The 19,497-nt window shown below is 42.5% G+C and carries 32 protein-coding genes; 22 read left to right on the top strand and 10 right to left on the bottom strand.

Annotated features, from left to right (window positions below; translation table 11 throughout):
- Positions 1-174 precede the first annotated feature (174 nt).
- From AC805_RS02255 to AC805_RS02245, 3 genes are read left to right on the top strand one after another with little or no spacing between them, the layout of a single operon-like run.
- The gene (locus tag AC805_RS02255) at positions 175-675 is read left to right on the top strand and encodes a DUF2231 domain-containing protein (protein WP_055073917.1); all 501 of its coding nucleotides are present in this window, start codon (positions 175-177) and stop codon (positions 673-675) included.
- A complete protein-coding gene (locus AC805_RS02250) occupies positions 672-1,283 on the top strand; it encodes a DUF2231 domain-containing protein (protein ID WP_055073916.1) in 612 nt (203 codons plus the stop codon). Before AC805_RS02255 ends, AC805_RS02250 begins: the two co-directional genes overlap by 4 nt.
- 17 nt (positions 1,284-1,300) lie before the next feature.
- On the top strand, positions 1,301-2,200 hold the full coding sequence (locus AC805_RS02245; RefSeq protein WP_055073915.1) for a cytochrome c oxidase subunit II: 900 nt from the start codon (positions 1,301-1,303) through the stop codon (positions 2,198-2,200).
- Here AC805_RS02245 and AC805_RS26005 read toward each other — a convergent pair.
- A complete protein-coding gene (locus AC805_RS26005) occupies positions 2,197-2,343 on the bottom strand; it encodes a hypothetical protein (protein WP_197278608.1) in 147 nt (48 codons plus the stop codon). The two genes, AC805_RS02245 and AC805_RS26005, sit on opposite strands and share 4 nt — an antisense overlap.
- Positions 2,344-2,423: 80 nt before the next feature.
- Between AC805_RS26005 and AC805_RS02240 the strand changes: the two genes are divergently transcribed.
- From AC805_RS02240 to AC805_RS25390, 8 genes are all read left to right on the top strand, one after another.
- The gene (locus tag AC805_RS02240) at positions 2,424-3,089 is read left to right on the top strand and encodes a hypothetical protein (protein ID WP_055073914.1); all 666 of its coding nucleotides are present in this window, start codon (positions 2,424-2,426) and stop codon (positions 3,087-3,089) included.
- 156 nt (positions 3,090-3,245) lie between these two features.
- Entirely contained in the window at positions 3,246-3,518 is a 273-nt protein-coding gene (locus AC805_RS02235) for a hypothetical protein (RefSeq protein WP_055073913.1), read from the top strand.
- On the top strand, positions 3,515-3,901 hold the full coding sequence (locus tag AC805_RS02230) for a hypothetical protein (RefSeq protein ID WP_055073912.1): 387 nt from the start codon (positions 3,515-3,517) through the stop codon (positions 3,899-3,901). The genes AC805_RS02235 and AC805_RS02230 overlap by 4 nt, the downstream gene beginning before the upstream one ends.
- A gap of 7 nt (positions 3,902-3,908) precedes the next feature.
- A complete protein-coding gene (gene ctaD / locus AC805_RS02225; RefSeq protein ID WP_055073911.1) occupies positions 3,909-5,588 on the top strand; it encodes a cytochrome c oxidase subunit I in 1,680 nt (559 codons plus the stop codon).
- Positions 5,575-6,192 carry a heme-copper oxidase subunit III gene (locus AC805_RS02220; RefSeq protein ID WP_055073910.1) on the top strand — a complete coding sequence of 206 codons (618 nt, stop codon included), beginning with the start codon at positions 5,575-5,577 and terminating at the stop codon, positions 6,190-6,192. The genes ctaD and AC805_RS02220 overlap by 14 nt, the downstream gene beginning before the upstream one ends.
- 152 nt (positions 6,193-6,344) lie before the next feature.
- On the top strand, positions 6,345-7,856 hold the full coding sequence (locus tag AC805_RS02215; protein ID WP_055073909.1) for a GMC oxidoreductase: 1,512 nt from the start codon (positions 6,345-6,347) through the stop codon (positions 7,854-7,856).
- Between the two features lie 122 nt (positions 7,857-7,978).
- Positions 7,979-8,920 (top strand): HNH endonuclease, encoded by a 942-nt coding sequence (locus tag AC805_RS02210; protein ID WP_055073908.1) that lies wholly within the window; start codon positions 7,979-7,981, stop codon positions 8,918-8,920.
- Positions 8,921-8,951: 31 nt separating this feature from the next.
- Positions 8,952-9,107: a hypothetical protein gene (locus AC805_RS25390; protein ID WP_156341283.1), complete on the top strand. Its 156-nt coding sequence runs from the start codon at positions 8,952-8,954 to the stop codon at positions 9,105-9,107.
- A gap of 3 nt (positions 9,108-9,110) precedes the next feature.
- Here AC805_RS25390 and AC805_RS02205 read toward each other — a convergent pair whose 3' ends face one another.
- Together AC805_RS02205 and AC805_RS02200 are read right to left on the bottom strand one after the other, a co-directional pair.
- Complete coding sequence (locus AC805_RS02205; protein ID WP_055073920.1) at positions 9,111-9,392, bottom strand: type II toxin-antitoxin system YafQ family toxin; 282 nt, start codon at positions 9,390-9,392, stop codon at positions 9,111-9,113.
- Positions 9,373-9,603, bottom strand: a complete 231-nt coding sequence (locus AC805_RS02200; RefSeq protein WP_055073907.1) for a hypothetical protein — start codon at positions 9,601-9,603, stop codon at positions 9,373-9,375. Before AC805_RS02200 ends, AC805_RS02205 begins: the two co-directional genes overlap by 20 nt.
- Before the next feature lie 127 nt (positions 9,604-9,730).
- On the opposite strand from AC805_RS02200, the gene AC805_RS25385 reads away from it, so the two are divergent.
- The 8 genes from AC805_RS25385 (at position 9,731) to AC805_RS02175 (ending at position 12,192) form a co-directional block, all read left to right on the top strand.
- Positions 9,731-9,910, top strand: a complete 180-nt coding sequence (locus tag AC805_RS25385; RefSeq protein ID WP_156341282.1) for a hypothetical protein — start codon at positions 9,731-9,733, stop codon at positions 9,908-9,910.
- A gap of 38 nt (positions 9,911-9,948) precedes the next feature.
- A complete protein-coding gene (locus AC805_RS26000; RefSeq protein ID WP_197278607.1) occupies positions 9,949-10,122 on the top strand; it encodes a hypothetical protein in 174 nt (57 codons plus the stop codon).
- Positions 10,106-10,690, top strand: coding sequence for an N-acetyltransferase (locus AC805_RS02195; protein ID WP_055073906.1), 585 nt, complete (start codon positions 10,106-10,108; stop codon positions 10,688-10,690). Before AC805_RS26000 ends, AC805_RS02195 begins: the two co-directional genes overlap by 17 nt.
- Positions 10,687-10,839 carry a hypothetical protein gene (locus AC805_RS25380; protein ID WP_156341281.1) on the top strand — a complete coding sequence of 51 codons (153 nt, stop codon included), beginning with the start codon at positions 10,687-10,689 and terminating at the stop codon, positions 10,837-10,839. Before AC805_RS02195 ends, AC805_RS25380 begins: the two co-directional genes overlap by 4 nt.
- A 124-nt stretch (positions 10,840-10,963) precedes the next feature.
- Positions 10,964-11,230, top strand: coding sequence for a hypothetical protein (locus AC805_RS02190; RefSeq protein ID WP_055073905.1), 267 nt, complete (start codon positions 10,964-10,966; stop codon positions 11,228-11,230).
- On the top strand, positions 11,227-11,526 hold the full coding sequence (locus tag AC805_RS02185) for a type II toxin-antitoxin system RelE/ParE family toxin (protein WP_055073904.1): 300 nt from the start codon (positions 11,227-11,229) through the stop codon (positions 11,524-11,526). The genes AC805_RS02190 and AC805_RS02185 overlap by 4 nt, the downstream gene beginning before the upstream one ends.
- Positions 11,527-11,645: 119 nt before the next feature.
- Positions 11,646-11,942, top strand: coding sequence for a type II toxin-antitoxin system Phd/YefM family antitoxin (locus AC805_RS02180; protein WP_055073903.1), 297 nt, complete (start codon positions 11,646-11,648; stop codon positions 11,940-11,942).
- The gene (locus AC805_RS02175; RefSeq protein WP_055073902.1) at positions 11,923-12,192 is read left to right on the top strand and encodes a Txe/YoeB family addiction module toxin; all 270 of its coding nucleotides are present in this window, start codon (positions 11,923-11,925) and stop codon (positions 12,190-12,192) included. Before AC805_RS02180 ends, AC805_RS02175 begins: the two co-directional genes overlap by 20 nt.
- 78 nt (positions 12,193-12,270) lie before the next feature.
- On the opposite strand, the gene AC805_RS02170 is transcribed toward AC805_RS02175, so the two are convergent.
- Complete coding sequence (locus AC805_RS02170; protein ID WP_055073901.1) at positions 12,271-12,600, bottom strand: hypothetical protein; 330 nt, start codon at positions 12,598-12,600, stop codon at positions 12,271-12,273.
- Positions 12,584-12,865 (bottom strand): hypothetical protein, encoded by a 282-nt coding sequence (locus AC805_RS02165; RefSeq protein ID WP_156341280.1) that lies wholly within the window; start codon positions 12,863-12,865, stop codon positions 12,584-12,586. Before AC805_RS02165 ends, AC805_RS02170 begins: the two co-directional genes overlap by 17 nt.
- A 226-nt stretch (positions 12,866-13,091) precedes the next feature.
- Here AC805_RS02165 and AC805_RS02160 point away from each other — a divergent pair, with 226 nt between their 5' ends.
- Positions 13,092-13,310, top strand: coding sequence for a DUF433 domain-containing protein (locus AC805_RS02160; protein WP_055073899.1), 219 nt, complete (start codon positions 13,092-13,094; stop codon positions 13,308-13,310).
- 1 nt (position 13,311) lies between these two features.
- Positions 13,312-13,632, top strand: a complete 321-nt coding sequence (locus AC805_RS02155; protein WP_055073898.1) for a DUF5615 family PIN-like protein — start codon at positions 13,312-13,314, stop codon at positions 13,630-13,632.
- Between the two features lie 74 nt (positions 13,633-13,706).
- Here AC805_RS02155 and AC805_RS02150 read toward each other — a convergent pair whose 3' ends face one another.
- From AC805_RS02150 to AC805_RS02135, 4 genes are all read right to left on the bottom strand, one after another.
- The gene (locus AC805_RS02150) at positions 13,707-13,964 is read right to left on the bottom strand and encodes a type II toxin-antitoxin system RelE/ParE family toxin (protein WP_055073897.1); all 258 of its coding nucleotides are present in this window, start codon (positions 13,962-13,964) and stop codon (positions 13,707-13,709) included.
- The gene (locus AC805_RS02145) at positions 13,965-14,180 is read right to left on the bottom strand and encodes a hypothetical protein (protein ID WP_055073896.1); all 216 of its coding nucleotides are present in this window, start codon (positions 14,178-14,180) and stop codon (positions 13,965-13,967) included. It abuts the gene before it with no gap.
- A gap of 121 nt (positions 14,181-14,301) precedes the next feature.
- Positions 14,302-14,568: a type II toxin-antitoxin system RelE/ParE family toxin gene (locus AC805_RS02140; RefSeq protein ID WP_055073895.1), complete on the bottom strand. Its 267-nt coding sequence runs from the start codon at positions 14,566-14,568 to the stop codon at positions 14,302-14,304.
- Positions 14,565-14,774 carry a hypothetical protein gene (locus AC805_RS02135; RefSeq protein ID WP_055073919.1) on the bottom strand — a complete coding sequence of 70 codons (210 nt, stop codon included), beginning with the start codon at positions 14,772-14,774 and terminating at the stop codon, positions 14,565-14,567. Before AC805_RS02135 ends, AC805_RS02140 begins: the two co-directional genes overlap by 4 nt.
- 581 nt (positions 14,775-15,355) lie before the next feature.
- Between AC805_RS02135 and AC805_RS02130 the strand changes: the two genes are divergently transcribed.
- The gene (locus AC805_RS02130) at positions 15,356-17,926 is read left to right on the top strand and encodes a VIT domain-containing protein (protein WP_055073918.1); all 2,571 of its coding nucleotides are present in this window, start codon (positions 15,356-15,358) and stop codon (positions 17,924-17,926) included.
- Between the two features lie 200 nt (positions 17,927-18,126).
- Here AC805_RS02130 and AC805_RS02125 read toward each other — a convergent pair whose 3' ends face one another.
- Positions 18,127-19,338: an ABC transporter substrate-binding protein gene (locus tag AC805_RS02125; protein WP_055073894.1), complete on the bottom strand. Its 1,212-nt coding sequence runs from the start codon at positions 19,336-19,338 to the stop codon at positions 18,127-18,129.
- Between the last annotated feature and the right edge of the window lie 159 nt (positions 19,339-19,497).

Below are 19,497 nucleotides of genomic sequence, written 5' to 3'. Positions count from 1 at the left end.
TAAGTACCTCAGCATAATTAAAATCCAGATCTAAAACCTGCGGCGAACGCGCAGCGTTCGCCGCAGGTTTTAGGGATTTATATTTAATTAAGCCCACTTACTTAAGTAACGCAATTGATCGACTAGTTATTTCGTTTTACTTCGTTTTATTTCGTTGAGTGTTGACAAATACCTATGCTGGAATATCTGCCACCGTTAAATGACCATAACTTGCCCTATCCCGATACGATTCATCCGATCGTGGTTCATTTTGTGATCGCAATGGTGCTGTTTGCAGTGGTATGCGATGCGATCGGCTATTTCACTCGTAACCCTCGACTCTACGAAGTGAGCTGGTGGAATCTATTTTTTGCCACAATTTCGATCTTCATTGCCATTATCTTTGGACAGGTGGAAGCGGGATTAGCGGAGGCATACGCTGCCGTGGAGCCAACCTTGAATTTACATACCATTATTGGCTGGTCGCTCTCAGGAGTAATTGCCGCGATGACTGGATGGCGCTACGTACTGCGGGTTCGCGATCCTAAGGTGTTACCTGTTTCCTTTCTCGGTGCGGGTTTGTTTCTCACAGGAATAGTTCTTTTTCAAGTTTATTTAGGCGATCTACTCGTTTGGGTCTATGGACTACATACCGTACCAGTAGTAGAAGCTTTAAAGGAGGCTGGGTTGAAATGATTGCGACTTTAATCGATCAATTACATGGTCAATTGGGATTAAATGGGTTGCCCTATAGCATTCCCATCCATCCCAATCTAGTTCACATGACCCTTGGCTTATTTATTGTAGCGATCGGGTTTGATTTTGTGGGTGTATTTTTTGTTTTGGAAAAGCCTTTATTCAAGTTTATGGCGATTCCTGCGGCGAGGTCGAACTTTTTTGATGTCGGTTGGTACAACATGGTCGCTGCCTCAATTGTCACTTTCTTCACTGTTGGCGCAGGTTTTTACGAAATTCTGCTCGCTACGCCCGATGAGAATGTCAAAAGCGCTTGGGGTTTACAGGCGATGGAAACGATGATTTGGCATGGTGTCGGTGGTGTACTTTTATTGGCGCTGATTGTGGGTATGACGGTCTGGAGAGGATTTCAGCGGTTTCTTTGGCGCAAGGATATGGGTCAGCAAGTGCAATGGAGCTATCTGCTGGCAGGACTGTTCATCTTCGCGATCATGTTCGCTCATGGAACTTTGGGCGCACAGCTAGCCTCAGAGTTTGGGGTGCATATTACCGCCGATCGCTTGTTACGCTTGAGTAAGAATGTCGATCTCAATCAGTTACTGAAATAGGGAGATCAATTATTTTTATGAAACTACGCACGATTTTAACTTTGGTGGGTGTGGCGATCGCGATCGCCCTCATCAGTCTCTGGATGGGACAAGCTGCCTATACATGGTTCCCGCCACAAGCTTCCGCAGAATCGATTTTGGTGGATAACCTATTTAGCTTTTTGGTGACCTTAGGAACTTTCATTTTTCTTGGTGTCGTTGGCACATTGACCTATTCCATCTTGTTTCAACGCGCAGGGAAGTATGACTATAGCGATGGACCTCATATCGAAGGTAATGTCAAGTTAGAAATCATCTGGACAGCGATTCCCTTTGTCCTAGTGATTTGGATTGCTGCCTATAGCTATCAAATCTACGATCGGATGTCGATTTTGGGGCCAATGGAACATGATCATCATGGCTCGATGATGGCAGAGGCTCATGCTGATGAAGTTAGCGAAGCTAAATCGGAAGAGGTTGAGCAAATTCAAGTACTAGCGCGGCAATGGTCATGGGAGTTTCATTATAGTAACGGAACAGGTGAAGTCAGCAGTACAGAATTACATTTACCCAATAATCGTAGGATTAAGCTGGTTCTCCATTCGGAAGACGTGCTACATGGCTTGTATATTCCCGCTTTTCGGGTAAAGCAGGATGTGATCCCTGGACGTGATATTGATTTTGAATTTACACCTATTCGTGAAGGGAAATATCGCCTGCGGGATTCGCAATATAGCGGTACTTATTTTGCGGCGATGCAAACGGATGTGGTAGTGGAATCCCCTGAAACCTTTCAGAAATGGTTAGCGGATGCTTCTATCGCTACGCCTGTAACTGCCTATAATCGTGCCTCTAATGAATATGCTAAACGAGCTAATACAAATAATTGGGCAACGGTTATCCCTGCGGCTCCGCCTGTGGTGAATTATTCCAATTAACAAGCTATTCCAAGTTTTTCACCCAACCTCAGATAAGGAGAGCGTACCGTCTTGTCGCCCTGCAAATGCTCTGAGACTTCTAGTGTTTTAATCCTGATCGCAAAGACAAATAATCGTGAAGCGATCGCTGTATAACAAGTCATTGAAGCCGACAAAAGCGTGATATTTTAGCTAAGAGTGAAAGTTTTTCTGCCGCTCGATTAAGCCGTTACACTTTACAATCATGAAAGTTCAAATTGGTAAATACACTGTTGAAACTGGAGATGTTGGAAATAATCCATTTTCATTAAATGTTCTATCCCAATCTGATGCGGATGAAAGCCGATTAAAAGCGATTAAAAACGCGACTAGTCAAATCAGTCTAATTTCTAAGGGACGAGAAAAAGATAGGCAATTCTTGGCAGGATTAGAATCTGAAACTGAGGAGTTACATCAGGCAAGACAAGATGATAAGGATTATTCATCTAAAAAAATTCTTCGAGTATCTATATCTAACAGTGCAACTCAGTTGGGTGGAAAGCAACAAACTGGTTTCCAATGGGTAATGATTAGTGATAGTGAGTTAGATGATTTTTATCAAAATATCTGTGAACTCGCGCGTAAAATAGCGGTCAAAAGCTACTTGCCTCAACGAAAAGGTTTTTGGGGTAAGCTCTTTCGCTCTCTAACTGTCTCTATCGGTAGCCCTATGTTTGCGGCGTACCACATTGGAAAACTATGGAAGCAGAGTTACGATGTTGTTGTGTTTGAATGTGCTGAAACAGTTTTGGTTTCAGAATCTCAGATACAAAAATATCAGCCTCACATAGAAATAAACGAAGAAGAATATCCAATCGATCTATTTGAGCAAATTTTGCAGAGATTTTATTTGAATGATAATCAATTATGATTTTTCTACTCTTGGTGCGATCGCCGATCGCGCAGAGTGTGTTCATGAAATGAAAATACAACACACCTTATTTTTTTAACGAAATCAACCGATTCTCAGCAGTTTCTGGTCAGTTATAATGCCAGATAAGTCAGCGATCGAGGAAAATTCACAATCATGGCAGTCCATCAACCCCGCTATAGCAAAGAAGAATTTGCCCAACGTGGCGATCTGATTTATCAAACTCAAATTCGACCACAAATTGAATTGAGTAATCATGGCAAAATTGTAGCAATCGACCTTGAGACTGGAGACTTTGAAGTTGATGCTCGTGAAATAGTTGCTTGCAATAGGCTCGAAGCCCGTCACCCAGATGCTCAAATCTGGATTATTCGAGTCGGTTCTCGTCATGTTCGCCGATTTGGTGGACGGACAAAGAGAGCAGTATGATTGCAGGAATCGTTAATGCCGATTTTGAAGCGATTATTGCACTTTCGATATGTGGCTCTGATGGAAAGACTTACACGCAAGATGCGATAGTTGATACAGGTTTTAATGGTTGGCTGTCATTGCCACCAGACTTGATTGATCGGCTAAATCTGAAATGGAAAAGACGAGGACGCGCTATTCTTGGTGATGGCAGTGAATGCGTTTTTAACGTCTATGAAGCGGTTGTAGTTTGGGATGGAGATTATCTGACTATACCCATCGATGAAGCTGATTCAGAACCTCTTGTTGGAATGTCATTGATGGAGGGCTATCAGCTAACAGTTCAGGTACTTGAAGAGGGTAGTGTAGAAATCTGCAAAGTAAGTTCACTCAATAATTTATAGGTAAATCATGACAAACATTTCTATTGATGCGATCGCCGATCTTCCGCCCCATTCTGAGCAACCCGAAGACTGGCGGCGATTTTTTGGATTTAGTACCGATCATAAAGTGATTGGGATTCAGTATATCGTTACTTCTTTTATCTTTTTTCTCATTGGTGGCGTTCTGGCGATGGTGATAAGGGGCGAACTGATTACCCCTGAATCGGATCTAGTCGATCGCACCGTTTATAATTCCATGTTCACTATGCATGGCACGATCATGCTGTTTCTCTGGACATTTCCCGTACTTTTAGGAATATCTAATTATCTAGTACCATTGATGATCGGCGCTCGCGACATGGCTTTTCCTCGGTTAAATGCTGTTGCCTTTTGGATGGTTCCCGTATTTGGGATTATCCTGATGGCGAGCTTTTTCGTGCCAGGAGGTTCGGCTCAGTCTGGCTGGTGGGCCTATCCCCCCGTAAGTTTGCAAAATCCTACGGGAAATATTGTAAACGGTCAATTCCTTTGGTTGCTTGCCGTTGCGATTTCGGGCGTGGCTTCGATTATGGGTGCGATTAACTTCGTCACCACCATTTTCCGAATGCGAACTACGGGAATGACTTGGTTCCGAATGCCAGTGTTTGTGTGGACGGTGCTTGCAGCGCAGATTATTCAGCTTTTTGGATTGCCAGCCTTGACCGCAGGTGCAGTGATGCTTCTATCGGATTTGACTTTTGGGACAAGCTTTTTTGACCCAGCTAAAGGTGGCGATCCCATTCTCTTTCAACATTTTTTCTGGTTCTATTCCCATCCTGCGGTCTATGTAATTATCCTGCCCGTATTTGGGATTTTCTCAGAGATTTTTCCTGTTTATGCCCGTAAGCCGCTCTTTGGATACAAAGTCGTGGCTGTATCTTCGTTGATTATCACGGGATTGAGCGCTGTGGTTTGGGTGCATCACATGTTTGCCAGCGGTACACCTAGCTGGATGCGGATGCTATTTATGGCGACGACCATGCTGATCTCAGTACCGACGGGAATTAAAGTATTTGCTTGGGTGGCGACGATCTGGGGCGGCAAGATCAAGTTAACTACTTCGATGCTATTTGGATTAGGTGCGTTGGTGATGTTTGTATTCTCAGGAATCACGGGCATCATGCTCGCTTCGGTTCCTGTTGATATTCACGTAAATAATACTTACTTTGTGGTTGGACATTTCCACTATGTAATTTATGGCGCGACGGTTCTCGGTATCTATGCAGCGCTCTATCATTGGTTCCCAAAAATGACGGGAAGAATGTATTCCGAAGGTTTAGGGAAGCTCCATTTTATCCTCACCTTTATCGGTACTAATGCCTGTTTCTTTCCGATGCACCCCCTCGGTTTGCAGGGAATGCCCCGCCGCGTTGCTTCCTACGATCCCGAATTTGCCTTCTGGAATGTGGTCGCTAGTCTCGGTGGTTTTTTATTAGGAGTCTCGACTATTCCTTTCATTTTGAATATGATTGGCTCTTGGGTACAGGGTGAAAAAGCTCCCAAAAATCCTTGGCGAGCGATCGGTTTGGAATGGCTGGTTTCTTCGCCGCCATCCCATGAGAACTTTGAGGAGTTGCCGATTGTAATTTCGGAACCCTACGGCTATGGCAAAGATGAACCCTTAGTTTCTAATCCTGACAAATTGGAGGTCGCTCATGCAACCAGTTAATAGTTCTGTTGATAGTGCCAATCCCATTTTAGAAGTTACCCATGAAGCCGCACATCAAGAGCATTCAGACAATCGTATGTTCGGGTTTGTAGTCTTTCTGCTTTCCGAAAGTGTGATTTTCCTGAGTTTCTTTGCTGGATATATCGTTTATAAAACTACTTCTCTCAATTGGTTGCCTGACGGTGTCACAGGTTTAGAAATTAAAGAACCGACGATTAATACAATCATTCTCGTTTCCAGTAGTTTCACGATCTATATCGCCGAGAAATTCCTCCATAAGAATAATCTTTGGGGCTTTCGCGCCTTCTGGCTGCTGACGATCGCGATGGGTAGTTTCTTCCTCTACGGTCAAGCGGTGGAATGGAGTGGCTTAGCCTTTGGCTTTGGTGATGGTGTGTTTGGCGGTACGTTCTATTTGCTCACTGGTTTTCACGGTCTACACGTTTTAACTGGTGTGCTGTTGCAGTTAATCATGTTAGTGCGATCGTTCCTTCCTAATGAGTTTAGCAAGAGCTTGTATGGCATTGAGGCAACTTCGCTATTCTGGCATTTTGTCGATGTGATTTGGATTGCGTTGTTTACCCTAATTTATGTTTGGCAATAACTCGATCCCCCCTCCCCACCTTGTAAAGGGTGGCTTTAGAACAGTTTAGAAAATTCAAACAATTGAGTCCCCCTTTTTAAGGGGGATGCCGAAGGCAGGGGGATCGAACCTCCGCTTATATCAGATCCTACGAATTAGAGAAGGAGAACCCGATGATTATTGATGACCATTATTATGATGTGATTATTGTGGGAACTGGTGCGGGTGGAGGAACCCTTGCCTATAAGCTAGCTTCCACAGGTAAGAAAATTCTGATTCTCGAACGTGGTGACTTTATGCCCCTCGAAGAACAGAATCGCAGCAATATCGATATCTTTCAGCGCGATCGCTATCATGCTCCCGAACAATGGTATGACCACACAGGCGAGCCATTTTCACCGCAGACTAACTATGCGATCGGTGGGAATACTAAAATCTATGGGGCAGCGCTATTGCGGCGGCGCGAGAAGGATTTTGAAGAGGTCGCGCATCAAGCAGGAATTTCGCCAGAATGGTGCGTGAAGTATGACGAATTTGAGCCTTATTACACCGAAGCGGAAAAGCTGTATAAGGTGCATGGTGAGTCTCAAACTGACAGTACCGAACCAACTCACAGCGCTGATTATCCCTATCCTGCGGTCAGTCATGAGCCAGAGATGCAGAAGATCTATGAGGCGATCGCTAATCAAGGTTTGCATCCTTCCACAATTCCCCTCGGCTTGACCCGTCAAGAAGATGACCCCACTAGCGACTCTGAAGAAAGTTGCCTCGTCCCTTCCTTAAAGTCGGCAAATGTCACCTTGAAAACCCAAGCCAAAGTAATCAGTCTCCATACCAATCCATCGGGGCGATCGGTGAAGGGAGTAGAAGCGGAAGTGGGCGGACAGTCCTATCTCTTTTTAGGCGATATCGTCGTGCTTGCCTGTGGTGCGATTAATTCGGCGGCGCTACTGTTGCGATCGGCAAATGATTCCCATCCTAAAGGGCTTGCCAATAGCTCCGATCGAGTGGGACGGAACTTGATGAAAAGCCTGTTGTCATCAGTAGTTCAACTTAGCACGAAGCCCAACAATGGTTCTTTCCAAAAATCCATTTATGTGAATGATTTCTATTGGGGTGATGCAGATTTCCCCTGTCCAATGGGACATATTCAGAACTCTGGCGGACTACTCACCGACATCATTTTTGCGGAATCTCCTCCCGTATTCTCCATTGTTGCGAAGCTCATGCCCAACTTTGGATTGAAGCAGTTAGCGACGCATTCGATCGGTTGGTGGGCGCAAACGGAGGATTTGCCAGACTCGAATAATCGGGTGCGCCTTGAAAATGATAAAATCCATATCGATTACAATCCCAATAATACGGAGGCTCACGATCGCCTAATTTATCGCTGGACTGATGTTTTAAAAAATATCGAAAAGTCCCTAGATGGCTTCCGTACTGGTTTCCTTCATCCCCGTTCTGAGTCACCTTTGCAAGTGGTCGCCAATCAATGCGGAACCTGTCGCTTTGGTGACGATCCCTTAACTTCGGTTCTAGATCGCGATTGCCGCGCCCACGATCTCGATAATCTCTATGTGGTAGATGGTAGTTTCTTTCCATCTAATGCGGCGGTGAGTCCTGCTTTGACGATTATTGCTAATGCTCTAAGAGTAGGCGATCGGTTAATTGAGAGGTTGAGATAGTTTGTAAAAGCACTTACTATTAAATTTAATGATAGTAAGTGTTAATTTGATTTACAGTTAACATCAAAAATCCATAAAGCTAATTGAATTAGTTAAAATATATCATAGAGAATGAAAAGTGAATGTTTTATCCATTTAAAGTCAATCATACATATACAAGGAAAGAAATTAAACAAACTGTTGGTGTTGACGAAAACAATAAAGGTGGGGACTGGGATACAGGGTATACTTCACATGAAGGAGATTGGTTTATTTTCGCCAACATTGGGAAGTCTGGCACAACAGGACATGACTATCATAATCAATGGATTGAAAATAAATATAAATTAGAGTGGTATACAAAGGGAAATCGTGCACTTCACAATGAAACCACAATAAATCTATTAAGCCCAGATACAAATAAATACATTTTTTATCGTACAAGAACGACTGACTCATTTATATTTGCTGGCTTAGGTATTGCTGAAAAACATGAAGGAAATAAACCCGTTAAAGTGCTCTGGCGAATAGAAACTGATCTAATTTCAAAATCATCTAATCCAATTTCTACTTCTATAAATGCGGAGAGAATACTTGCTGAGCCTCAAATTGTATACGATGTTCTATCTAATACTGCTAGACAACAGAAAGAATATATATCTTCAGAAGAATCAAATATTGATTCAGACAAGATTGAATCTCCGAATATCATGATGCGTCAAATTAAAGAACGTAGAGGACAGAAACAATTTAGGCAGTCTCTTAGACAAGTTCATGACGATAAATGTATGATTACAGGCTGTGATATTACAGATATTTTAGAAGCAGCACATATATCTTCATACAATAGTGACTACAATAACCATATTACAAACGGACTTTTGCTAAGAGCAGATATTCATACTCTGTTTGACTTAGATTTACTTGGGATTGAACCTAATGATCTCACTATTCACCTTCATCCAACTGTTAAAAAAGATGATTATGCTCAGTATGAAGGGAAACGTTTGTCTTGTGCTATTCAGCTAAATCGACAATCTCTCGACTCAAGATGGCAAAGCTTTAAGTATCGTCTTAGGAATTAGCGACTATTGACGAATGGCAATCGTTTGGTGAGTGATTAGGCGATCGCGTTTTACTTTTGTGATTTGGCGATCGCGTTTTTTGGGGGTGGTTGGGCGATCGTGTTTTGGTTGGTTGGGCGATCGTGTTTTTTGTGAGGGATTGGGCGATTGCGTTTTTGGGGTGGGTGATTGGGCGATCGCTATTTAATAATTAATAAACCTCATCATGACTCCCAATATCAACCAAAAAAATCACCATTTCCAACAACTTCTCATCTTCGGAAAACCTAAAAACAATCCTACAGTCATAAGCAACAGAACAAGACCACAACCCCGCTAAATTCCCTCCCAACTTGTGAGACTTTAATGAAGGTGTAAACGGATCATCTCCCAAGAGTCTCAATGCTTTTACAATTGCCTCAGTTAACTGTGGATTTTTCTTTGTAATTTTTTTGAAAGACCGTTTAAATCCGTTACTCCAAACAACTTGCATCATCATCCCCCAGTAAATCAGCAATCAAATCATCCACACTTCCTTTTTTTGCCGTTCCATTTTTAAATGATCTCATCACCTCCTCAGAATTAGCCAAAATCTCCTGTCGCCGATTCTCAATCCGTCGCTTACGGATTAGCTCAAATAAATAATCCTGATCTTCTACTGATAAACTCTCAATAGAATCAATAATTTGCTGAAAGACCATCATAAGACTTCCTTAACTATTACAAAATTTCTTAACAACTATCTTCGGTATATTTCTAATTCTAACTCATTAACATTAAACGATTCTAGACGATCTCTTTTTTGGTGAGTCAGGTGATTGGGCGATCACGTTGTACTTTTTTGTGAGTGGTTGGGCGATCGTGTTTTTGATGGGTGATTGGGCGATCGTGTTTTTGATGGGTGATTGTGCGATCGTGTCTTTTGTGGGTGATTGGGCGATCGCGGTTTTTGGTGAGTGGTTAGGCGATCGTGTTTTTTGTGGATGGTTGGGCGATCGTGTTATTGCTTAATTATGCTAAAGTTAGACTAAGCAACGGTTAGAGAAGACATGAAATACCCTTTTTACACCCTATCTAAACCAGTAGTAGGTAGCGAAGCGAAAAAACTAGCCCTAGCAATTAAAACTGGTGGCAGCATATCTAACGAAGCAGCGATCGCCACAGCAAAAAGAATTGCCGAACGCCGCAAGAATCGCAAAATAACCCATGCCACCAACACCTAAGTTTTCTGGCATAGATTTTTCTGAAGTCGAAGTAGAACAGCTAAATGCTGACTTAAGAGCATTAGGTCAAGGATTTCGGTGCGTTCGAGGAGAGTTTGTCACTTACTGGAAACAGGGGCGGATTCAAAGAGAAGTTGATGCACAATTGAGTCAATGTTGGCTCATTCGTCATAACGAATCATTAGCAGGTTATATAACGCTCCTAGCTGACAAGTTAGAAGGAGATGAGCAACTACTTGCCGCAGAAGGAGTCCAGTACCGTACATTTCCCGCCGTAAAAATAGGCTTATTAGCTGCCGATCAAAGAGCAAAAGGAGCAGGTCGCCGATTAGTCGAGTGGGCTTTGGAATATGTAGCTACAGAATTAGTCATTACATTAGGTATAAGATTCATGACCGTTGATGCGCTCTATGACACCGATCCAGAAACACCATATGATGCGTCTGGATTTTACGAGCAATTTGGATTTCGATTTGTAAACTCAGAGGAAGAGTTACCTCCTTCAGTTCCATATCGCACTATGTACTTCGATCTCAAACCTTTAATTGATCTAATCAACGAATCTTGAAAATCGCAGTTTTGATGAGTTGGTTGGGCGATCGTGCTTTTGGTGAATGGTTGGCGATCGGGTTTTGGGTGGATGATTGGGCGATCGCGTTTTTTGTGAGTGGTTGGGTGATCGTGTTTTGGTTGGTTGGGCGATCGTGTTTTTTGTGAGGGATTGGGCGATCGTGTTTTTTTGGTGTGTGATTGGGCGATCATTATTTATACAGACCGCATTTTGCTATGCTAACTAAGGATTTGCTAATATTGAGTAAACTTATTCGCTGAGTAAAAAACTATGGAAATTTTACTAAATCCAGAAAGGCAAAAATTTATTCAGAAGCAATTAGAGGTTGGAAAGTATCGCAACCATGACGAAGCCATCAACGTTGCCCTTCTTTTACTAGAAAAACTTGATCGAGAATATGCTGAATGGTTAGAAGAAACTCGTCAAAAAGTTGCCATAGGCATAGCTCAACTAGAACGTGGTGAAAGCCTTGATGCAGAACAGGTAATCGATGGAATTCTAGATCGATTTCGTCAAGCCAAGGAGATGGTTAAGTGACTCGTCCACAAATCTCCAAAGCAGCTTGTCAAGACTTGGATACAATCGCTGAATACTTCCTGACAAGAAATATAGATGCAGGAGAAAGATTCTTTCAAGAATTTAATCAAAAATTCAAGTATCTCGTTAACTTCCCTTTCATCGGAAAGAGTTACCCATCAATTAGTAATGGATTAAGAGGATTACCAATACAAGGGTATATAATTCTTTACCTTGTTACCAAAGATAATCAACTTGAAATTGTGCGCGTTGTGAATGGTAGGCAAGATCTAGAAAATTTATTTAATGAAAATTAAGCGGCAATCTGAAGGCGATCGCGTTTTTGGTGGGTGATTGGGCGATCGCGTTATACTTTTTCCCAAAAATCAGCGATATAATATGTTTGAAGATAAATTTGTACATTTTGTGATGGCGTATGAGTCTTACAATCAATTACGATCAAGCACTTAATCAGTTCTCAGAAATTTGTGATCGCGTGATTGCAGAAAACAACTTTGTGATTTTGGAACGTGGCGATCGCGAAAATGTTGCAGTGATCTCTGCTAAAGAGCTATCGAGTTTGCTTGAGACTTTACATTTACTTAAATCTCCTAAAAATGCAATTCGTTTATTTGAAGCTTTAGAAGAAGCGGATTCGAGAACAGTTTTGCCGAAAACGTTGAATCAACTCAGTCAGGAGGTGGGACTTGGTAGTGCCAAAGAAACCGCGTGATGCAGTTTTTGTGTCACAATTCAGGCAAGATCTAGTGTATCGGGTAAATACAGATCGTAAAACTGCTATTCGAGCGATGGAATTAGTTGAATCTATTCTTGATGATCCATTTAAGGGAATTGGCAAACCTGAGCCTCTCAAATATGTTGGCGAAAACACATGGTCAAGAAGATTAACTCAAGAACATCGAATCGTCTATCGCATTAAAGATGATCGCATTGAGTTTCTTCAAGCTCGTTATCACTATTAGACGATTGCTTTTTTTGTGGATGATTGGGCGATCACGTTTTTAGTGAGTGGTTGGGCGATCGCGTTTATACAATCAAACTCAACCCATTACTCTTTCTTTCGCCTTCTCATAAGCAGGATCGTGAGTATCGAAACTAATCACTCTTACCCTTTTCGGCGCAGGTTTTTCAAAAATCCGATAGACCAACCTATATTCCGCATCATCAAAGGGAATCTCCAAAGCATGATAACCGCGCAAATCACCCTTTAACTTATGGCAACTCAAAATCCCTCCAGTATCAGGACATGACTGCAAAATCGGCTTGAACAAACCCTCAAAATCAGTCTTCAAAACTATCGGCAAAATTGGCAAATCTTCTGATATTACAAGCGGATGCACCTGCAAAAAATACTTAGCGCGTATAGCCACGCAGCTTAATCTCCCTATTCACCTGTTCCAAATCAAACTCTTCATCTAGAGTTCCCATTGTCACCCATTCATCTTCTTTAACGGGTTCAGCAATGCGATCAATTGCCTTAGACTCAGCAGAACTCAAAACCAATCGATTTTCTCTTTGTAACTTCTCTGCGATCGCTTCACGCAACCAATTCATCCGCCCCTGTGAAGGCAAACTATTAAAAACATCTGAGGGCAAAGACACTGTGACGCGCTTAGTTATGCTTTTTGCTTTCACTTAAGTACCTCTTCCAATCAATCCTCTAGAATATTTTATCCTAGTGTAATAACTATTGACGATAGAGTTTTTGGTGAGTGAATGGGCGATCGCGTTTTAATGAGTGGTTGTGTGATCGCGTCTTTTGTGGGTGATTGGGCGATCACGCTTTGGGTGAGATGGGTGATTGGGCGATCGCCTATCAATATTTGCTAAAATATTAAATGCAGTTAAATATCATAAATTTATGTTTAGAGATTCAAAGTTTATCAGCAGATCTCTCGATGTTATGGGTGGTACGACTGTATTCTCAAATACAAGAGTTCCAGTGCAAACACTTTTGGATTATCTCAAAGCAGGAGAGTCCATTGATGATTTTTTGGATGGTTTTCCAACTGTGACTAAAGAACAAGTTATTTACTTTTTGGAAGAGTTAGGAAGAACATTTTTCAGTGCGGCGGCATAATATGAGAATTCTTTTGGATGAATGTATTGATCGTCGATTCGCTAGAGAAATTATTGGCTATGAATTAAAAACAGTTCCGCAAATGGGCTGGGCAGGAGTCAAAAATGGGAAGCTTCTAGCTCTTGCCGTAGAAGAGTTTGATGTCTTTGTAACAGTTGATCGAAATTTATCTTTTCAGCAAAATATACCTCAATTCGATATCGCGGTAGTGGTCTTACAAGCACCATCAAATAGTTTGGCGGCTCTAAAGCCTTTAGCATCAAATCTTTTAGCTGCTCTAGGTTCAGCAATTAAAGGTCAAGTTACTGTTGTTACAGGATAATGTGGTTGGGCGATCGTGTTTTTAGATGGTGATTGGGCGATCGCTTGTTTAGTTGATTTTTTGTCGATCTAACTCTAATAAATTTCCCTGCGATGCCCAACCCTAGCAATGAAGATTAACTGATTTTCTACATCAAATTCATAAATGACTCGATAATCTCCTACTCTCAGCTTATAAAATCCAGACCACTGACCAGTAAATGGTAGTGGCGAAATCTTTTCAAAATTAGCGCTCAACCATTGGATTTTCTTCAGAATTCGCCCACGCACAACCTGAGAAATCTCATCTAAATCATCTATAGACTCTGGTTCAAAACTTACTGAATAAGCCATTTATTGATCTATTCCATATCTTTTGTATACTTCTGATGCTGGAATAGTAGCTCTTCCCTCCATCCGTTTTTTTCGTGTGTTTAGCAAGCTCTGCATGAATGATTCTTTGATTTCTTTACCCTGATCAGGATCGCCAAAGTATTCATCCAAACGTTCATCCACAGTATTACGGATTAAAGTTTGTAGTTGCTCTACAGTCAAGTCTTTTACTTGCATAGTTTCTACCAACGATGAAATATACGGGTGATTATAGCAATTTTTAGGTCATGGATAGGCGACGCGTTTTTGTGAAGTGGATAGGCGATCGCGTTTTGGGTGGATGATTGGGCGATCGCCTTTAAGGGAAAAACTTGTAGATATCCTTACGGTGCAAAAATCGAACAAAGATTACATCATTTTCCACAACTTCTATCCCTACCCTGTAATCACCTAAATGAATGCGATAAAAACTATCATATCCCTGCATCTTTTTTAGATTATTGATTTCCCCCAAAGACTCAGCTTGCTTACAGGTCAAAATTATCTGCTTCAACCTTGCCAAAAGATTACGATCCTTGACTAACTTCAAGTCCTTTTCAAACCTAGACTCAAACCTAACATTCATGCAACATCACCATCTAGAAGCGCAAAGATATTCTCTTCAGGCACAAACTCATTTTTCCTACCCTCAGCGATCGCATTCCCCAAACCGACCTCTTCTAAAGCATCTTGGAATATTTCCGCAAAAAGCTCTTTTCTAGTCTTAATTAAATCAATTAAGATTTCAGTGAGCATTTCTCTTGTCTTCTCATCGTTAAGGAATATTTGCATATTCAAACCCTCATTCATAAACCAAGTCTATATAATTCTAGCTTTATAACATCAAACAGTTTATGGCGATCTCATTTTTGGGTGATTGGGCGATCTCATTTTTGGGTGATTGGGCGATCATGATTTGATTGGGTGAATGGGCGATCGCGTTTTGGGAGATTGAATGATGGGGCGATCGCGTTTTGAGGAGTGATTGGGCGATCGCGCTTTCCTAAGAGCAATGCTTTGCTTCATCCTATTTTGTTCGGGCGAAGTTTTTCGTTACCAAAAATGCAACTGGTTAGTGACCCTTTGAAATTGATGGGAGAATCAATCTTAGGAAATATCTCTTGGAATATCTTGGAATATTAATTGGTTCAGCATAATTAAAAACCAAAATTAGAGAACATATCGCCCACTTTATGGGTGATACGTTCTTCTAGATTTTAAGTTTACCTTAGCTATTTACAGCAATTATTAATCGAGCGAACCATAAGAAATCTTAGAAAAAAGTTGCGAAGCAACTTTTTTAAAATTCTCGATCTGGGCTTGAGAGTAAAGCACTGTAAGGGCTCGATCCTTTTTTTGATTTAAAAATGCCGATGGTGGCTAGGAGTGAAATTACCTTGAAACAGATTCAATCTATTAAGCCGATTTATATTGTCCTCCCTATGGCAATGCTTTTGATGGGAGCGATCGCCCATCGTACCCTTGCTCAGACAAGTCCGATCGCTAAACCTCAAACATCTTCTAGCACTTCTATCACTATGATTAAATCGGGAATTATCGAACCTATTAGCGATCGCAATTCTAGAACTGAGCCCAGCAAAGATCGCCCAAAAGATCGTCCAGTTGGTGGGCTATATGCTTTGACCACTCGTCCGCGCAATGAAGCCTCATTTACCCTGACCCATACCGATGTTCGCGGCAAGATATCGGGCAATATCTCACGTGTAGAAGTTACCCAAACCTTTCAAAATCCCTATGATAAGCCCCTAGAAGCGATTTATGTATTTCCGCTACCCGATCAAGCTGCCGTCGATGATATGGAAATAAAGATTGGCGATCGCACGATTAAAGGAGATATTAAGAAGAGGGAAGAAGCTAAGGCAATTTACGATCGCGCTCGTCAAGAGGGACGTACTGCAGGATTGCTAGAACAAGAACGGGATAATATTTTCACCCAGTCACTCGCCAATATCAAACCAGGAGAGGAAATTAAAGTCACAATTCGCTATACCGAAAGCCTAAAATTTGAGCGCGGTGATTACGAATTTGTGTTTCCCTTGGTAGTTGGTCCCCGCTATATTCCTGGACAAGCGATCGACGAGCTGGGTAACACGACTAAGGTTCCCGATGCTTCGCGCATTACCCCTCCTGTCGCTAATCCCGAAACAATCTTAGCCGCCGATGTTATGGTCAATCTGCAAATTGATGCAGGGGTTCCCATCCACAATCTTTACTCTACTTCCCATCGTTTAGATGTGAAAAATAACGGCGAAACGGTGCAGATAAAACTGGCAGATGGAGACACTATTCCGAATAAAGATCTCATCGTGCGCTATAAAGTTAGCGGCGATCGCACTGCACCTGCGGTGCTTACGACGACCACTGATCAAGGAGCTCATTTTGCGACCTATTTAATTCCTGCGATCGCCTATCGCTCCGATCAAATCGTGCCGAAGGATGTTGTATTTTTGATGGATACATCAGGCTCGCAATCGGGAGATCCGATCCTGAAGTCCCGCGAACTCATGCGCCGTTTTATCAATGGGTTAAATCCTAACGACACCTTCACGATTATTGATTTTTCTACCACTACCCACCAGCTTTCGTCCTATCCATTAAAAAATACTGTTGCCAATCGCCAAAAGGCAATGAATTATATCGATCAAGTGGATGCTAACGGTGGCACTGAATTAATGAATGGAATTAATGCTGTAACCAATTTTCCTGCCGCTAGTGATGGTCGATTGCGGAGTGTGGTGCTGATTACGGATGGTTATATTGGCAATGACAATGAAGTGATTGCCGCCGTTCAAAAAAATCTCAAACCAGGGAATCGTCTCTATAGTTTTGGTGTAGGTAGTTCCGTAAATCGCTATCTTTTAGAAAGGATTGCGGAAATGGGGCGTGGGACATCGAGGGTAGTGCGACAGGATGAGCCAACTCAAGAAGTTGCCGAGAAGTTCTTCCGTCAGATTAATAACCCTGTCCTGACCAATATTCAAGTGCAGTGGGAAGGTGAAGGAACAGTTCCCGAAATGTATCCTAGTAATCCTCCCGATCTCTTTGCCGAACAGCCTTTAACTATCTTTGGTAAAAAAGGCGATCGCGCCAATGGCAAGCTCAAAATTACAGGCATCGCCGCAGGTGGCGAACGCTACCAGCAAACCATTAATGTCAATTTTGGCGATCGCAATAGTAATCTTGGTATTGCTCAACTCTGGGGACGCGCTCGGATCAAAGACTTAATGAATCAGATGTTTGCTGGAGAAGTAAAGTCTCTGGTTGATGCCGTCACGCAAACGGCCCTGGACTACCGATTACTTTCCCAGTACACCGCCTTTGTTGCGGTCAGTGCCGAAGTGCGAGTTAACCCAGACGGGGGGAAGGTGACAGTACAAGTACCTGTCGAACTGCCTGAAGGAGTTAGCTATGATGGTGTCTTTGGTGGTGAATCCAATGCTCTGCCTAAGCCTGCTCCCATGATCTCCCCATCTCAATCCTATAATGCCCCTTCGCCAGCGCAGGGTTCATTGAGAACGCTTTTACCATCCCCTCTACCCGCTGCTCCCAGCACCGATACAAAAATCAGTAAACAAGTTGCCTCTGGTACTGTGAGCGATAAGACTGCCAACGAATCAGTATCTATTCCTCCTGTACAGGTAGTAAGTATCACAGGGCTGGTAGGTGCTGATATCGCAACTGCTCAACAGGCGATCGCTCAACAGTTACAATCTATCAATGTACCTGCTGGTCTTAAGGGAATTGTGATTTTAGAGATCGCCATTCAGAATGGTAGGCTGACAAGGTTTGTATTGGATGATGGGGCTTCGACGCTAAAGGATCGAACATTTGTGGAGTTGCTTCAGCGCTCGCTGCAAAATGTCGTACTCCCTGCAACCGCAAGCGGCACAGTCAGATTGACTCTAAACGTGACCGCTAATTAGTAATACCAAAGCTCAAAATGGCGTAGCCATTTTGAGCTTGGAAAACCCTGACTGGGTTTGGTTTTTATAGCTGCCGCCAAATGTATCAGGAAAAACAAAAGAGTGTTGCCGCGCTCCGCGCGGCAACACTCTTTTGTTTTTTGTCTTAACAAGACTGGTGGCAGCTATAGATACAGAAGATACAGCGCTTTGCGCTCAAATTATTGAATGAAAGTGAACTTGCCGCTGTTGCCGTCAGCATCCATTTTAATCTGGGCGACAAAAAATTGCTTCTGCACGATCTCACCTTCGGGAGTGAAAGAAATCTCTCCAATAGGAGTGACATATTTACCCGCTAATATAGTGTCGTTGAGCTGAGTGCGCAGTTGAGGTAAGGCTAGGGTACTCAACTTCGTGGTCTTGTCAAGAGTTCGTAAAGCTTCCACAAATACCTGTACGCCTGTAAAGGTTTGAGCGGTAAACTGCGGTGGTTCTTTCTTATTCTGCTCGGTATAGATTTGGCGGAATGCTTGATTTACCTCATTTTTTAGTTCGGGACTATAGGCTTGAGCGATAATAATACCGTCACAGAGAGCCTTACATACGGGCAAAATATTGGAAGTATTTAACCCATTACCACCGATGATTAAACCCTTATAACCCAGTTCTCGCAGTTGTTTGACGAGGTTGCCACCATCAGCCGAAAGCCCCGAAATGATGATTAAATCAGGTTTGATATTGATGGCATTGGTTACTTGGGATTGGAAATCGGTATCAGTGGTTTGGAAGGTTTGTACGGTTGCTAGTTCTAAGCCCTTTTGTTTTACGGTCTCTTGGAAAGTTCCTGTTTCCGATTTACTAAAAGCATCGTTTTGGGCATAGAAGACAGCGACCTTCTTAATTTGAGGATTGATTTTGAGAGCCGCATCGATCGCATTAGGTGCAACTACTGCGACAGGAGCAGATACCCGCGAAATGTATTTACCGATCTGCGGAATACCCTTAGCAGTATTTGACGGGGCAATGACGGGAACACCTGCTCGTTCGGCGATCGGATCGGCGCTAAAAGCCTGTTGTGACAAGGTAGGTCCCACGATACCGACCACTTTATCTTGGGAAATTAGCGTGTTAAAAGCATTAATTGCGCCCTGTTCATCGCCTGCAGTATCTTGGAAAATTAAACGGATTGGTGTGCCATTGATGCCACCCTGCTTGTTGAAGTAGGTTTCTGCAATCTTTGCACCTGTAACTTCTTCCTGCCCTAGCAATGCAACATTACTAGTCTGGGCGAGAGCGATCCCGATGGGGATTGAGTTTTGACTATTGCTTGGGCTATTAGGTGTATTGTTGGTCGTGGGGTTTGTTTGTCCGCAAGCTACTATCAGTAGACAGGACATCAAAGCCGCGATCGCATAGCCAAAAAATTTTTTCATAACTATAGATGTAGAAGCCTTATATAAAATATTTGTTACAGTCGTCTATCAAAGTAAGTCTATCAAAGTAAGTAGTTCAGCATAATAAAAACAAAATCAGAGAGTACCGCCCGCGTAGCGGGCGGTACTCTCTTCTAGGTTTTAAGTTTACTTATGCCT

Origin of the sequence: Pseudanabaena sp. 'Roaring Creek' (assembly GCF_001402795.1) — a bacterium.
Taxonomy (GTDB): Bacteria; Cyanobacteriota; Cyanobacteriia; order Pseudanabaenales; family Pseudanabaenaceae; genus Pseudanabaena.
Note: the sequence above shows the minus strand (reverse complement) of the source record. Positions and strands in the feature narration are given on the sequence as shown.

Excerpts from the sequence above, each read along its gene's own strand:
- AC805_RS02255 (WP_055073917.1), top strand. The coding sequence starts at position 175 with ATGCTGGAATATCTGCCACCGTTAAATGACCATAACTTGCCCTATCCC.
- AC805_RS02250 (WP_055073916.1), top strand. The coding sequence starts at position 672 with ATGATTGCGACTTTAATCGATCAATTACATGGTCAATTGGGATTAAAT.
- AC805_RS02245 (WP_055073915.1), top strand. The coding sequence starts at position 1,301 with ATGAAACTACGCACGATTTTAACTTTGGTGGGTGTGGCGATCGCGATC.
- AC805_RS26005 (WP_197278608.1), bottom strand. The coding sequence starts at position 2,343 with ATGACTTGTTATACAGCGATCGCTTCACGATTATTTGTCTTTGCGATC.
- AC805_RS02240 (WP_055073914.1), top strand. The coding sequence starts at position 2,424 with ATGAAAGTTCAAATTGGTAAATACACTGTTGAAACTGGAGATGTTGGA.
- AC805_RS02235 (WP_055073913.1), top strand. The coding sequence starts at position 3,246 with ATGGCAGTCCATCAACCCCGCTATAGCAAAGAAGAATTTGCCCAACGT.
- AC805_RS02230 (WP_055073912.1), top strand. The coding sequence starts at position 3,515 with ATGATTGCAGGAATCGTTAATGCCGATTTTGAAGCGATTATTGCACTT.
- ctaD (WP_055073911.1), top strand. The coding sequence starts at position 3,909 with ATGACAAACATTTCTATTGATGCGATCGCCGATCTTCCGCCCCATTCT.
- AC805_RS02220 (WP_055073910.1), top strand. The coding sequence starts at position 5,575 with ATGCAACCAGTTAATAGTTCTGTTGATAGTGCCAATCCCATTTTAGAA.
- AC805_RS02215 (WP_055073909.1), top strand. The coding sequence starts at position 6,345 with ATGATTATTGATGACCATTATTATGATGTGATTATTGTGGGAACTGGT.
- AC805_RS02210 (WP_055073908.1), top strand. The coding sequence starts at position 7,979 with ATGTTTTATCCATTTAAAGTCAATCATACATATACAAGGAAAGAAATT.
- AC805_RS02205 (WP_055073920.1), bottom strand. The coding sequence starts at position 9,392 with ATGCAAGTTGTTTGGAGTAACGGATTTAAACGGTCTTTCAAAAAAATT.
- AC805_RS02200 (WP_055073907.1), bottom strand. The coding sequence starts at position 9,603 with ATGATGGTCTTTCAGCAAATTATTGATTCTATTGAGAGTTTATCAGTA.
- AC805_RS26000 (WP_197278607.1), top strand. The coding sequence starts at position 9,949 with ATGAAATACCCTTTTTACACCCTATCTAAACCAGTAGTAGGTAGCGAA.
- AC805_RS02195 (WP_055073906.1), top strand. The coding sequence starts at position 10,106 with ATGCCACCAACACCTAAGTTTTCTGGCATAGATTTTTCTGAAGTCGAA.
- AC805_RS02190 (WP_055073905.1), top strand. The coding sequence starts at position 10,964 with ATGGAAATTTTACTAAATCCAGAAAGGCAAAAATTTATTCAGAAGCAA.
- AC805_RS02180 (WP_055073903.1), top strand. The coding sequence starts at position 11,646 with ATGAGTCTTACAATCAATTACGATCAAGCACTTAATCAGTTCTCAGAA.
- AC805_RS02160 (WP_055073899.1), top strand. The coding sequence starts at position 13,092 with ATGTTTAGAGATTCAAAGTTTATCAGCAGATCTCTCGATGTTATGGGT.
- AC805_RS02155 (WP_055073898.1), top strand. The coding sequence starts at position 13,312 with ATGAGAATTCTTTTGGATGAATGTATTGATCGTCGATTCGCTAGAGAA.
- AC805_RS02150 (WP_055073897.1), bottom strand. The coding sequence starts at position 13,964 with ATGGCTTATTCAGTAAGTTTTGAACCAGAGTCTATAGATGATTTAGAT.
- AC805_RS02145 (WP_055073896.1), bottom strand. The coding sequence starts at position 14,180 with ATGCAAGTAAAAGACTTGACTGTAGAGCAACTACAAACTTTAATCCGT.
- AC805_RS02140 (WP_055073895.1), bottom strand. The coding sequence starts at position 14,568 with ATGAATGTTAGGTTTGAGTCTAGGTTTGAAAAGGACTTGAAGTTAGTC.
- AC805_RS02135 (WP_055073919.1), bottom strand. The coding sequence starts at position 14,774 with ATGCAAATATTCCTTAACGATGAGAAGACAAGAGAAATGCTCACTGAA.
- AC805_RS02130 (WP_055073918.1), top strand. The coding sequence starts at position 15,356 with ATGGTGGCTAGGAGTGAAATTACCTTGAAACAGATTCAATCTATTAAG.
- AC805_RS02125 (WP_055073894.1), bottom strand. The coding sequence starts at position 19,338 with ATGAAAAAATTTTTTGGCTATGCGATCGCGGCTTTGATGTCCTGTCTA.